This window comes from Mycobacterium paraense (genome assembly GCF_002101815.1).
GTDB classification, from domain to species: domain Bacteria; phylum Actinomycetota; class Actinomycetes; order Mycobacteriales; family Mycobacteriaceae; genus Mycobacterium; species Mycobacterium paraense.
In genome coordinates, this window is the sequence record NZ_LQPM01000008.1 from 258,462 (window position 1) to 271,366 (window position 12,905).

11 protein-coding genes are annotated in these 12,905 nt (G+C 69.6%); 3 read left to right on the forward strand and 8 right to left on the reverse strand.

Going from position 1 to position 12,905, the window contains the following annotated elements; genetic code table 11:
* Positions 1-10: 10 nt before the first annotated feature.
* Both AWB89_RS07915 and AWB89_RS07920 read right to left on the reverse strand, forming a co-directional pair.
* Positions 11-685: a 5-oxoprolinase subunit B family protein gene (locus tag AWB89_RS07915; RefSeq protein ID WP_085172686.1), complete on the reverse strand. Its 675-nt coding sequence runs from the start codon at positions 683-685 to the stop codon at positions 11-13.
* A gap of 102 nt (positions 686-787) precedes the next feature.
* Positions 788-1,783, reverse strand: a complete 996-nt coding sequence (locus AWB89_RS07920) for an ABC transporter substrate-binding protein (RefSeq protein WP_085172687.1) — start codon at positions 1,781-1,783, stop codon at positions 788-790.
* Between the two features lie 363 nt (positions 1,784-2,146).
* Here AWB89_RS07920 and AWB89_RS07925 point away from each other — a divergent pair, with 363 nt between their 5' ends.
* A complete protein-coding gene (locus AWB89_RS07925; protein WP_085172688.1) occupies positions 2,147-3,544 on the forward strand; it encodes an MFS transporter in 1,398 nt (465 codons plus the stop codon).
* Here AWB89_RS07925 and AWB89_RS07930 read toward each other — a convergent pair.
* Positions 3,541-4,785 carry a DNA polymerase domain-containing protein gene (locus AWB89_RS07930; RefSeq protein ID WP_085172689.1) on the reverse strand — a complete coding sequence of 415 codons (1,245 nt, stop codon included), beginning with the start codon at positions 4,783-4,785 and terminating at the stop codon, positions 3,541-3,543. The two genes, AWB89_RS07925 and AWB89_RS07930, sit on opposite strands and share 4 nt — an antisense overlap.
* A 59-nt stretch (positions 4,786-4,844) precedes the next feature.
* Here AWB89_RS07930 and fadD2 point away from each other — a divergent pair, with 59 nt between their 5' ends.
* Positions 4,845-6,524 (forward strand): long-chain-fatty-acid--CoA ligase FadD2, encoded by a 1,680-nt coding sequence (gene fadD2, locus AWB89_RS07935; protein WP_085172756.1) that lies wholly within the window; start codon positions 4,845-4,847, stop codon positions 6,522-6,524.
* A 33-nt stretch (positions 6,525-6,557) separates the two neighbouring features.
* On the opposite strand, the gene AWB89_RS07940 is transcribed toward fadD2, so the two are convergent.
* The gene (locus tag AWB89_RS07940) at positions 6,558-6,878 is read right to left on the reverse strand and encodes a hypothetical protein (protein ID WP_085102334.1); all 321 of its coding nucleotides are present in this window, start codon (positions 6,876-6,878) and stop codon (positions 6,558-6,560) included.
* A gap of 459 nt (positions 6,879-7,337) precedes the next feature.
* Here AWB89_RS07940 and AWB89_RS27625 point away from each other — a divergent pair, with 459 nt between their 5' ends.
* Positions 7,338-7,808: a hypothetical protein gene (locus AWB89_RS27625; RefSeq protein ID WP_158089812.1), complete on the forward strand. Its 471-nt coding sequence runs from the start codon at positions 7,338-7,340 to the stop codon at positions 7,806-7,808.
* An 88-nt stretch (positions 7,809-7,896) separates the two neighbouring features.
* Here the strand turns inward: AWB89_RS27625 and AWB89_RS07945 are convergent, their stop codons facing one another.
* The 4 genes from AWB89_RS07945 to AWB89_RS07960 are packed head-to-tail and all read right to left on the reverse strand — an operon-like array spanning position 7,897 to position 12,868.
* Positions 7,897-10,098: an acyl-CoA dehydrogenase family protein gene (locus tag AWB89_RS07945; protein ID WP_085102332.1), complete on the reverse strand. Its 2,202-nt coding sequence runs from the start codon at positions 10,096-10,098 to the stop codon at positions 7,897-7,899.
* Between the two features lie 45 nt (positions 10,099-10,143).
* Positions 10,144-11,100, reverse strand: coding sequence for an NAD(P)-dependent oxidoreductase (locus AWB89_RS07950; protein WP_170929209.1), 957 nt, complete (start codon positions 11,098-11,100; stop codon positions 10,144-10,146).
* Positions 11,091-12,224, reverse strand: a complete 1,134-nt coding sequence (locus AWB89_RS07955) for an alpha/beta fold hydrolase domain-containing protein (RefSeq protein WP_139830821.1) — start codon at positions 12,222-12,224, stop codon at positions 11,091-11,093. Before AWB89_RS07955 ends, AWB89_RS07950 begins: the two co-directional genes overlap by 10 nt.
* Positions 12,221-12,868 carry a TetR/AcrR family transcriptional regulator gene (locus tag AWB89_RS07960; protein WP_085102328.1) on the reverse strand — a complete coding sequence of 216 codons (648 nt, stop codon included), beginning with the start codon at positions 12,866-12,868 and terminating at the stop codon, positions 12,221-12,223. The genes AWB89_RS07955 and AWB89_RS07960 overlap by 4 nt, the downstream gene beginning before the upstream one ends.
* Between the last annotated feature and the right edge of the window lie 37 nt (positions 12,869-12,905).

The following is a 12,905-nucleotide window of genomic DNA, read 5'->3' on the forward strand; positions in this document are numbered from 1 at the left end:
GGCTGCCTCCTCAGACCGCCCGGAACTGAACCCGCATGCCCTGCGTCAGCAACGCGGGGCTGGGACGCTCGAGATCCCACAGGACGGCGCCGGTGCGTCCGATGAGTTGCCAGCCGCCGGGCGACTGCCGCGGATAGATCGCGCTGAATTCTCCGGCGAGGGCGACGGAGCCGGCCGGCACCGAGGTCCGGGGCTCCGCGCGGCGCGGCACCCGCAGCCGCGCGTCGCCGTCGACCAAGTAGGCGAAACCCGGTGCGAATCCACTGAATCCGACCCGCCAGGGGGTGGACGTGTGGGCATCGATCACCTGCGCCACGGTCAGCCCGGTGACCTCGGCGACCTCGCGCAGGTCCGGGCCGTCGTAGACGACGTCGATCACCACGTCGGGGTCGCGGCCCCGCGCGGCGTCCGCGGAGGCGGTGACCCGCATCCTGCGAAGCCGCTGCCGGGTCACCCCCTGCGTGCGCGGGTCGTCGAGTTTGACCAGCACGGTGCGGGCGGCGGGGACGATGTCGAGCACGCCGGGCAGTGCCGCCGCGCGCAAGGCGTCCACCCACGCCAATACCTCAGCGGTGCTGCCACATTGGAGCATCAGCGCTTTGTCGCCGTAGTCGTAGACGGTGTTGCCGACCAGCTCGGTCGACAGCTCCGTGGGGACACCGCCGCTCATGTCCGTCACGCTCATTACTCGACGGTAACTCCGGGATCGGGGCAGGCGGGAGGGGATGCGGACGGATTTTCGAGCACTGCCAGAGGTGCCTTAGCGAACGCTCAAACAGGCCGGGCTCTAACCCAGGATTTTGGCGAGCTGCGGCGGCAGTTGCTCGGCGACGACCGGGTAGCTGAGCGGCGACGCGAACGCGATCGCACCGGCCTGCTCCTTGGTGGTGAAGATGTGGCGGTTCTGGGCGGTCGCCAGCGTGCCCGCCACCTCCGGGTCGGCCTGGAGCGCCTTTTGATCGTCGGGGCTTTCGGTCGTCCAGATCACCACGTCGGCCGAATCGAGCACCGATTTGATCTGATCGCGCGGGATGACGGCGCGGTGATCGCTGCCGAAGGGCTTGATGCCGTCGGAGATGACGAGGCCCATCTGGTTGAGGAAGTCGGTGCGCCAGCCCGCCAGGGTCGCGACCACCGTGCCCTGAAAGAACGTGCCCTGCATCAGCAACGCCTTCTTGCCCTTCCACTGCGGATTCTTCTGGGCGACATCGGTGAACTGCTTGTCGACGGCGTCGATCAGTGACTTCATCTGGTCGGGCTGAAACACCGCCTGGCCGACGGTGGTGGCCTGTTCCTTCCACGGCTCGAAGAAGGCGTCGCCGTCGGATTGTGCGACGGTCGGGGCGATCGCCGACAGCTTCTGATAGGTGTCGGCGTCCAGCCCGGCGTTGACGGCCACGATCAGGTCGGGTTTGAGCCCGCCGATCTGGTCGACCGGGATCCCGTTGTCCAGGTTCAACACCACCGGTTGGGCCGCGCCGAGCTTGGGCTGGGCCCATGGCCACACCGCGAACGGCTGGTCGCCGAACCAGTTGGTCACCGCGACGGGCACCACGCCGAGCGCCAGCAGGTCGTCCTGCTCGGTGTAGCCGGCACTGACGACGCGCTTGGGTGGTTCCTTGAGGACGGTCTGGCCGAACAGGTGGTTGATCGTCACCGACCCGCTGGGCGCGCCGCCCGGGGCCTGTTTGCGCGGCGAGCACGCGGCCTGCGCGCCGGCGATCGCGGCCACCCCCACGGCCCCCGCGAGCTGCAAGAATCCCCGTCGATTCCAACCGCTCATCGCGTGAGATTAGCGCGTTGCAGGCCCCGGCCCGCTGAGCGGCATGCCGGCGTCGGCAAAGTCCCGGGCCCGATGCGCCGGCACGGCCGCCTGCGGCGCGCCGTCGGCGGCGGCTATCATCGGGCCCACCATCGCGCCGACGAACACACGGGCCGCGAAACCGCCTGCGGGACGGGCGATTCCGTCGCCGAGGGCCTAACGGTGTCTGTGGCGGTCGCGGCGTCGCCGTGGGCGGCCTCCCGCCCGCGGGCCTCAAAAAGTTCTGACAGTCCGCCATCGGCCGTTGCGAGATCCACGTATCTCCGACGTAACTGCGCACACCACGACCGGTAACAGTCCGTCCCTAGCGTCGGGTCCGTGACCATGACCACTCCCGAGACCGGCACTGGACTCCTCGCCCCCGCCCCGGCGCGCGGGCATCACCACGGACGGCACTGGATCGACGACTGGCGGCCCGAAGACCCCGCGTTCTGGCAGACGACCGGCAAGCCGATCGCCCGGCGCAACCTGATCTTCTCCATCTTCGCCGAGCACATCGGGTTCAGCGTGTGGATGCTATGGAGCATCGTGGTCGTCCAGATGATGGCCGGCCCGCACGGGCATCCCGGCCCGTCCGGCTGGGCGCTTTCCGCCAGCCAGGCGTTGTGCCTGGTCGCCGTGCCCAGCGGCGTCGGCGCCTTCCTGAGGCTGCCGTACACCTTTGCCGTCCCGATCTTCGGCGGACGCAACTGGACGATCGTGTCGGCGTCGCTGTTGCTGATCCCGTGCCTGCTGCTGGCCTGGGCGGTGAGCCATCCCCACACCCCGTTCGCGGCGCTGGTCGCGATCGCCGCGACCGCCGGCTTCGGTGGCGGCAACTTCGCCTCCTCGATGGCCAACATCTCGTTCTTCTACCCGGAGAAGGACAAGGGCTGGGCGCTGGGCCTCAACGCGGCCGGCGGCAACCTCGGTGTGGCCGTCGTGCAGAAGATCATCCCGCCGATCGTGATCGCCGGCGGCGGTGTGGCGCTGGCGCGCGCCGGGCTGTTCTACGTGCCGCTGGCCGTCGTGGCCGCGGTCTGCGCGTTTCTGTTCATGGACAACCTGTCGGAGGCGAAGGCCGACGTGAAGCCGGTGCTGCAGTCGCTGCGGCATGCCGACACCTGGATCATGTCGCTGCTGTACATCGGCACGTTCGGGTCCTTCATCGGCTACTCGGCGGCCTTCCCGACCCTGCTCAAGACGGTGTTCGGGCGCGGGGACATCGCGCTGACCTGGGCGTTCCTGGGCGCCGGCATCGGTTCCGTCATCCGGCCCCTGGGCGGCAAGCTGGCCGACCGGATCGGCGGGGCGCGCATCACCGCGATGAGCTTCGTGATGCTCGCCGTCGGCGCCGCGGCCGCGCTGTGGTCGGTCAACGCCAAGAACCTGCCGGTGTTCTTCGCCAGCTTCATGTTCCTGTTCGTCGCCACCGGCATCGGCAACGGTTCGACCTACCGGATGATCTCGCGGATCTTCGTGATCAAGGGCGAGCTCGCCGGCGGCGACCCGGACACGATGGTGCACATGCGCCGCCAGGCCGCGGGGGCGCTGGGCGTCATCTCGTCGATCGGCGCCTTCGGCGGGTTCGTGGTGCCGCTGGCCTACGCCTGGTCCAAGTCGCAGTTCGGCAGCATCGAGCCCGCGCTGCGCTTCTACATCGCGTTCTTCGTCGCGCTGCTGGCCGTCACCTGGTTGGCGTACCTGCGGCCCAAGACCCGGATGGGCCGGCTGGGCGTCTAGCCGTTCTGCTGGTAGCGGGCCCAGGGGCTGTAGTCCGCGATCAGGTCCTCCTGCGGCGGGCGCTGGTCCTCCGGCACGTGCTGCAGGTTGATCCGGATCCGATACCAGATGGAACTGGGGCCGCGCATCCCGTCGACCAGCACGTCGGCCGGCTGCAGGAAAGCGGCCGCGGCGGGGTAGCGGCCCCGCCAGGTGTCCAGCGCGGCCATCGCCTCGTCCCTGGTCTTGGTGCGGGCGATCTCGATGAGCGGCTTCGACGAGACGCGCCCGCCCTCGGTGCGGGTGCCGGAACCCTTCGGCGCTCGCTCCGGCGGTCCCATCTCCTCGGCAAGCATCAGCAGCCGGTCGAGGTCGCCGACGGCGTCGTCCATGCCCTCCCACGGGTCGCCGATCGAGGCGAACCGGTCGGGCACCGTTTCGATGGTGAACGCCTCGGGCCGGCAGTCTGCGACCTCGTCCCAGCGCAGCGGCGTCGAGACCCGTGCGTCCGGGGTCGCCCGCACCGAGTAGGCCGACGCGACGGTGCGGTCCTTGGCGTTCTGGTTGAAGTCGACGAAGACGCCCTCGCGCTCCTCCTTCCACCAGCGGCTGGTCGCGGCCTCGGGCGCCCGCCGCTCGACCTCGCGGGCGACGGTCTGGGCCGCCAGTCGCACCTGGCGGAACCCCCACCGCGGGGCGATCCGGGCGTAGATGTGAAACCCGCGAGACCCCGACGTCTTCGGCCACGCGACCAGGCCGTAGTCCTCCAGCACCTCGCGCGCCACCATCGCGACCTCGACGATGCGCGGCCACGCGACCCCGGGCATCGGGTCCAGGTCGACGCGCAGTTCGTCGGGGTGATCGAGGTCGCCCGCGAGCACCGGGTGCGGGTTGAGGTCGACGCAGCCGAGGTTGATCACCCACGCCAGCCCGGCGGCGTCGTGGATGACCGCCTCGGCGGCCGACGTGCCGCGCGCATAGCGCAGTTCGGCAACGTCGACATAGTCCGGCCGGTTTGCTGGCGCCCGCTTCTGGAAGACGGCCTCCTGCCCGATGCCCTTGACGAAGCGCTTGAGGATCATCGGCCGCCCGGCGACGCCGCGCAGCGCCCCGTCGGCGACGGACAGGTAATAGCGGATTAGGTCCAGCTTGGTGTACGGGCCCGCGTCACCGTGGCGTTCGAAGACCACTTTGTCGGGATGGGTGACCGTGACCCGGTGCCCGGCCACCTCCAGTGACGCCGGACCGGTCATGTTCATCATCGTAAGTCGGGGGGTATTAACTAGTGGCACTGAGACGGACGTCACATAGGGTGGAACGCATGCCAAACCTCATCGGCCTGCCGGGGCAGGCTGTCGCCAAAGTTCAGCAGTACCTCGACCGCGGCGCGGCCGAATTGCACTACGTGCGCAAGATCTTCGAAGCGGGTGCGTTCCGGATCGAGCCGCCGCAGAACTACGCCGCGATGGCCGCCGACATCTACAAGTGGGGCGAGTTCGGCATGCTGCCGTCGCTCAACGCGAGGCGCCATCCCGACAAGGCGGCCTGCATCGATGAGGAGGGCAAATTCACCTACCGCGAGCTCGACGAGGCCGCGCACGCGGTGGCCAACGGGCTGCTGGAGAAGGGGGTCAAGGGCGGCGACGGCGTCGCCATCCTCGCCCGCAACACCCGCTGGTTTTTGATCGCCTACTTCGGCGCCGCCCGGGTCGGCGCCCGCATCATCCTGCTCAACAGCGAGTTCTCCGGGCCCCAGATCTGTGAGGTGTCGGAGCGCGAGGGCGCCAAGGTGATCATCTACGACGACGAGTACACCAAGGCCGTCAGCAAAGCGCAGCCGGAGCTGGGCAAGCTGCGGGCGCTGGGGTCCAACCCCGATGCGGACGAGCCGTCGGGCAGCGAGGACGAGACGCTGGCCGACCTGATCGAGCGCAGCGACTCCTCGCCCGCCCCGAAGGCAAGCAAGCACTCGTCGATCATCATCCTGACCAGCGGCACCACCGGCACGCCCAAGGGCGCGAACCGCAGCACCCCACCCACGCTGGCGCCGATCGGGGGCATCCTGTCGCACGTGCCGTTCAAGGCCGGCGAGGTGACCTCGCTGCCCGCGCCCATGTTCCACGCCCTGGGCTTCCTGCACGGCACCATCGCGATGTTCTTGGGCTCGACGCTGGTGCTGCGCCGGAAGTTCAAGCCGCCGCTGGTGCTGGAGGACATCGAGAAGCACAAGGTGACCGCGATGGTCGTCGTCCCGGTGATGCTGTCCCGCATCCTCGACGCGGTCGAGAAGATGGACAAGAAACCGGACCTGTCCTCGCTGAAGATCGTCTTCGTGTCCGGCTCGGCCCTCGGGTCGGAACTGGCCGAACGGGCGCTCAAGGACCTGGGCCCGGTGATCTACAACATGTACGGCTCGACGGAAATCGCCTTCGCCACCATCGCCGAGCCCAAGCACCTGGAATTCAATGCCTCGACCGTCGGCCCGGTCGTCAAGGGCGTCAAGGTCAAGATCTTCGACGACAACGGAAAGGAGTTGCCGCAGGGCGAGGTCGGGCGGATCTTCGTCGGCAACGCCTTCCCGTTCGAGGGGTACACCGGCGGCGGCAAGAAGCAGATCATCGACGGGCTGTTGTCGTCGGGCGACGTCGGCTACTTCGACGAGAACGGCCTCCTCTACATCAGCGGGCGGGACGACGAGATGATCGTCTCCGGCGGCGAGAACGTCTTCCCGGCCGAGGTCGAGGACCTCATCACCGGGCATCCGGACGTCGTCGAGGCCACCGCGATCGGCGTCGAGGACAAGGAGTGGGGCCACCGGTTGCGCGCGTTCGTCGTCAAGAAGGAGGACGCCGACCTCGACGAGGACACCGTCAAGCACTACGTCCGCGACCACCTGGCGCGCTACAAGGTGCCGCGGGAAGTGGTCTTCCTGGACGAGCTGCCGCGCAACCCGACCGGGAAGATCCTCAAGCGCGAGCTGCGCGAGATGGAGGTCGACTGACCTAAGCCGGTCGGCGGCCGGCGGCGCCCCGCGTCACCTGCGGGCCTGGATGGCACGGGTGATCTGCGAGGACAGCTTCGGATCGACCAGCAGCTGATCGACGAGCGCGCTGAGGACCTCCTGCCCGGTCACCCGGGCGACGCCGATCCGGTCGGCGGCGTCGCGCTGCCAGACGTCGAGCGCCCGGTGGGTGGCCAGCGGTAGGTCGACGGTCCGACGTGTCCGCCGATCCCGTGATGCGCGGGCGGGTGCCTCGCCGAGCGCGCTGAGGCGCTGCGTCGGCCCCGTCTGCCCGGGCAAGGGCGGCTTGGCGGTGTACCGGGAGAACCGGTTGGGACCTGAGTTGATCGTCATCGCGCGACTTTCTGGGAGGGGTTGCACGTCAGTAGATCCGCTCTTCAGTATGCGCATCCCGGACGCTCGCCGCGCGCCGGCTGCGCCGCGCCGGGCCGCGGCGCGCGGAAGCCGCGTAGCGCAAAAGCCCCGGATAAGTGCCCCATCCGAGTTTGCCATGGCGATGCCGAGCGAAACGACTCGCAGAAGCACCATTACGTATTTGATCGAATTAGTATTTACGAAGTTACTTAGTCGCGTATCTCAGTAGATGGCACGTTAGCTGCGCAGATCCCGAGCTATATGGGCCTGAAATCAGTACTAGCGGAAGACGGGGCCGCCACGGCGCATTTTACGCAGCCGAAAGCCACGGCGCGCAGCGCCATTTTTACGAGCGTTGCTGGTTTTGTGTAGATTCTCGAAATATGGGTATTGTTCCGGTGACGATCCCCTCCACACGTTCGCAAGGAGTCGCAAAAAATGTTGATCTCATTGCATTCGCTACGTAGGGCCGCGGTCGCCGCGGCCGCGGCCGGCTTGCTGCTGGGAGCGCTGCTGTTTGCGGGTAGCCCCGCCGCGCACGCCGCTCCGCCGACGGCACCCGGCAACAGCTTCGACCTGTCCGGTCCGCACGGGGCCCCGGACATTCCGCTGCGACCCGGCGGGGGCGGCGGTGGCGGCCACGGCGGTGGCGGTGGCGGTGGCCACGGCGGCTGGGGCGGACCCGGCGGTCACTGGGGCGGACCCGGCGGCGGCCACTGGGGCGGACCCGGCGGCCACTGGAGCGGCTGGGGCGGCCGCGGCGGCTGGGGCGGACCCGGCGGTCACTGGGGCCACGGCGGCTGGGGCGGCTGGGGCGGTCACCCCGGTTGGGGCCACCCCGGTTGGGGCAACGGTGGTTGGGGTCCCCCCGGGCTGGGCTACCGGCCGTGGTGGGACTGGTGGTGGTGAGCTAGCGCCGCCCGCTTAGCGGCCAAAGACCGGGCCATGCCGACCCGACAGACGTGCGACGGGTCGGCATGTCCCTTTTTTGGGGCCATTACGGGTCGCGGGGCAGACCCAGCAGCCGTTCGGCGATGATGTTGAGCTGCACCTCCGAGGTGCCCCCGTAGATGGTGGTGGCCCGGCTGGCCAGCAGGTACTCGCCCCACTTGCCGGGCAGCTCGGCGGTGTCGCCGATCGCGGCGTCGGTGCCGAAGGACGACACCGCGAACTCCGCGTAGCCCTGGCCGGTCCGCATCGACAACAGCTTGGAGATCGCCGCCGACGGCATGGCGTCGCCGCCGGCCAGCGTCAACAGCGTCGAGCGCAGGTTCAGCACCTTGGCGGCGTGCCCCTCGGCGATCAGCTGCCCGGCCCGGTGCTGCGCGACCTGATCGAACTGCCCGTCGCGGACGAACTCGACGAACTCGGGAAGCGTCGCAAGGAAATTCGCGTCGCTGCCGCCGATCGAGACGCGCTCCGCCGTCAGCGTGTTGCGGCTGACCTCCCAGCCCCGGTTGACCTCGCCCAGCACGCACTCGTCGGGCACGAAAACGTCGTCGATGTAGACGGTGTTGAAGAACTCCTGGCCCGTCAGCTCGCGCAGCGGCTTGACGGTGACGCCCTCGCTCTTCATGTCCAGCAGGAAGTACGTGATGCCATTGTGTTTGGGCGCCGACGGGTCCGTGCGGGCCAGCAGCGCGCCCCACTGCGAGAACTGCGCCGCGGTGGTCCAGATCTTCTGCCCGGTGATGCGCCAGCCGCCCTCGGCCCGGGTCGCCTTGGTGGTCAGGCCGGCCAGGTCCGACCCGGCGCCCGGCTCCGAGAACAGTTGGCACCAGATCATCTCGCCGCGGAACGTCGGCGGCAGGAACCGTTGCTTTTGCTCCTCGGTCCCGAACGCGACGATCGACGGGATGATCCACGCCGCGATGCCGACCTGCGGTCGCTTCACCCGCCCCGAGCTGAACTCCTGGGCGATGATGATCTGCTCCACCGGGCTGGCCGCCCGGCCCCATGGCCTGGGCAGGTAGGGCAGGACCCAGCCGCCCTCGGCGATCGCGACCCTGCGGGCGTCGCGCTCCATCGCCTTGAGCGCGTCGACCTCCGCGCGGATCTCGCCCCTGAGCTTCTCGGTGTCGGGATCCAGGTCGATGTTGACCGCGCGCATGCCCGTGGTGGTCGCGGTGTCCACCACCTTCTGCGGGTATTCCGAACCGCGGCCGAAGGAGGCGGCCAGCATCAGCGCCCGGCGGTAGTAGACGTTGGTGTCGTGTTCCCAGGTGAACCCGATGCCGCCGTGCACCTGAATGCAGTCCTGCGCGCAGCGCTGGGCGGCCGCCGGGGCCAGGGTCGCCGCCACGGCCGCGGCGAACTCGACCCCGGAAGCGGCGATGTCCCAATCGCTTTGGGCGGCCTCGTCGATCGCGCGGGCCGCGTCCCAGACGGCCGCGGTGGCCCGCTCGGTGTCGGCGATCATCTCCGCGCACTTGTGCTTGATGGCCTGGAACTGGCCGATCGGCCGGCCGAACTGCTCGCGGATCTTCGCGTATTGCGACGCCGTGTCGGTCGCCCAGCGCGCCACGCCGATGGCCTCGGCCGACAGCAGCGTCGTCATCAGCGCGTGCGCGGTCGCCATGGTCAGGTTTCCCAACACGGCGTCGTCGCCGACCTCGACGGCGTTGGCCCGGACGTGCGCGATGGGCCGCAGCGGGTCAATGCTTTTCACCGGCACGATCTCGAGCTGGTCGGCGCGCAGCACCACCCATTCCTCGCCGCTGTCGATTGCGACGGGGAGGACCAGCAGCGACGCCTGAGCGGCGGCCGGGACCGCGCGGACCTCGCCGCGGATCACCAGCGCGTCACCCTGACGGGTGGCCGTCAGCGCGCAGCAGTCCAGCGCGTAGGCGCCGATCGCCGCGCCGGATGCCAGCTCGGAGAGGACCTTGGCGTCCGGGTCGTGCGCGGAGATCAGCGCGCTCGCGATGGCCGACGGCACGAACGGGCCGGGCATCGCCCCGTAGCCGAATTCGGCCAGGACGATGGCCAATTCGAGGGTGCCGAAGCCCTGTCCGCCGACCGATTCCGCCAAATGCACGCCCTGCAGGCCCTGTTCGGCCGCGGCCCGCCAGTAGGGCGGGGGGTTCTCGATCGGTGTCTCCAAGGCCTGGTGCAGCACCTCGGACGGCGCGACGCGCGCCACCAGGGACCGCACCGAGTCGGCCAGGTCTTGGTGCTCAGGAGTTATTGCGATCGGCATTGGTCGCCTTCCGATGGCTCGCGTTTGGGCCCAGCGCCTTCCAAGCTAACAACCAGTCGGTTGGTTGACTACATGGGCCAGCGGCCGACCGTCGCGCAGTCGGCGGCAGTTGGCCACCGCCTCGGTCAGATACCGGCGCATGGTGTCCGCGGTGTACCAGGTGACGTGCGGCGTCAGCACCACGTTGTCCAGCCCGAGCAGCGGGTTGTCCGGCGCCACCGGCTCGGCCTCGAAGACGTCCAGCCCGGCCGCGGCGAGCCGGCCCGCGCGCAGCGCGTCGACGAGGGCCGCCTCGTCGACGACGGCGCCACGGGACGTGTTGACCAGCACCGCATTCGGTTTCATCCGGGCCAGCGCGTCGCGGCCGAGCAGATGCTGGGTCTGCGCGGTCAGGGGCAGGTGCAGCGAGACGATGTCGCTGGCGGCCAGCAATTCGGGCAGCGGCCGCCAGCCGGGCCGGCCGTCGTCGCCGGTGCTGGTGTGCAGCACCGTGGCCCCCATCGCCCCGACGATCTCACTCACCCGCTTGGCGATGTTGCCGTAGCCCACCAGGCCGACGGTGCAGCCGCCGATGTCGCGCACCGTCTCGCCCAGCCCGGGGTCCGACGGCCAGCCCCGCCCCTGGCGGATCGCGCGGTCCAGGGCCGGTAGCCGGCGCAGCGCGGCCAGCATCAGCAGCACCGTGCCCTCGGCCACCGACGGGGCGTTGGCGCCCGGCATGTTGGCGACCGCGATGCCGCGTTCGGTGGCGGTCTGCACGTCGATCGTGTTCACCCCGGCCCCCAGCTTGTGCACCAGGCGCAGCCGGCCCCCGAGCCGCAAATCGTCGCCCGACAGCGGCCGGAGCACATGCCAGATGACCTCCGCCTCCGGCAGCTCCCGGTAAAAGCCCGCGTCGTCGTCCTCGGCGCACCATCGGATGTCGAGCCAATCCGATTCTGGCGCAACGAAGTCGAGAACTTTATCCCCTGGAACGAAGTGGGCGAGAACCCTCAGCGCCACCGCTTGGTGATCCACCTGGCGATGGTATCGGCCTGCTCGCTGCGTGCGCCCGGGGTGGTGAAGTAGTGGTCGGTGTCGATCGAGACCTGCGCCTTGTCCGTGCTGGCGAGCGCGTCGTAGATGCGCCGGGCGTCGGACGGGAACACCCCCGTGTCGGCCTCCGCGCTGATCACCAGCGCCGGGCAGGCGATGCGGGACAGGTGCGGCTCCGCTCGGGTCTGCGCCACCCGCAGGCTCCACATGCCCAGCCAGTTGCGCAGGGTGCAGGCCGCAGCGATGCCGTGCGCCGACCGGTTCGCCTTGGCCGGTACGCCCGCGTAGCACAGGTTCGGCTGGCGCTTGGTGGGTTCGATGCTGGGGTCGACCATGCGGGGATCGGCCCACGTGCGCATCACGGTGAACGGCCGGTCCGAAAACCCCGCGGCGCGAACCCGTTTGAGCTCCGTCTCGGCCCAGTCGGTGATGGCGTGGTTGCGCGCGGTCTGTGCGTCCCGGTAGCGGGCGATGAACTCCGCCGAGTACGGGGGGCCGTTGTCCTCGTTGAACAGGTCGAGGTCGGCGGCGGTGGCGACGGGGTCGTTCTCGTCGACGACGGCGGCGTCCATCCAGGCCGTCAGCACGTCGGGGCGCCCGGGGTGGGCGGCGGTGGCCACGTAGCCGTCGGCGGGAATCAACTCGGTCAGCCCGGCCGCGGGGCGCATGCCCTCCAGCGGGGTTACGTTGGGTTCGACCGCCTGTGACTGATAGGCGGCCATCAACGATCCGCCGCCCGAATTGCCCAGCAGCACAACGCTGTCGATGCCCTGGGCCTCCCGCAGCCAACGCACCCCCACCCCGATGTCGACCAGCGCATGGTCGAGCAGGAAGCTGCTTTCGAAGCCGCGGAACCTGGTGTTCCAGCCCAGGAAGCCGACGCCGCGGGTGGCCATGTAGTCCGCGAGGTAATGCTCGGAGAAGTCGATCTGGTAGTGCGCGGCGAGGATCGCCACCTTCGGCTTGCGTCCCACCGCACGGTGGTAGAGCCCCTGGCAGGGATGCCCGCCGGCGCCGGCGCGCCCGGCGGTGGGCGACGGTAGCCCGACGAACTCGCGGAGCACCCCGGCGGCGGCGTTACGACGGGTCAATTCGGCTCACCTCCGTCGGTGTAGATGGCGCGGTAGTAGATGTTGCCCAGCGTGCGGATGCAGGCCGCGTCGTCGGGTTCGCCCGGGCCGGCGAGCTGCATGTAACAGAATTGGTAGAACATGGCCAGGATCGCCTCGGCGATCAGCTGCGGATCGTCGTCGGGGCAGTGGCCCCGAGCCTGGGCGCGCCGCACCGATTCGCTGATGAAAGCGATTGGCGTCGCGCAGATTTCGGCCCAGTACCGCGCGAAGTCGTCGTTGATCATGGCCAGCTGGTAGATGCTGACGACCTCGGCGAGCCGGTTGCGGTAGGTGTGCCACTGCGCGGCGGCGGCCTCGTGTGCGCGCTCCCGATCGGACAGGCCGTGTGCGGTCACGGCCCGCGCCCGCTCGCTGATCTCCTCGCGGAACCGCAGGGCCCATTCGCGGACCATCGCCTCTTTGGAGTCGTAGTAGTTGTAGAACGAGGCCGAGGAGCGGCCCGCTTCGTCGGCGATGTCGGCGATCGTCGTCGCCAGAATGCCCTTGCGCGCGATGACGGTCCGGGCGGCCGCGTCGATCGCGGCCTGCGTGCGCCTGCCGCGCCGCGTCGGAAACGCCCGGGCGGGGTCGGCTGAGCCGCGAGGTTCCGCTGTGGTCGACACCCGGGCGCACCTCCCTAGAGCAGAACTGAACCTGATG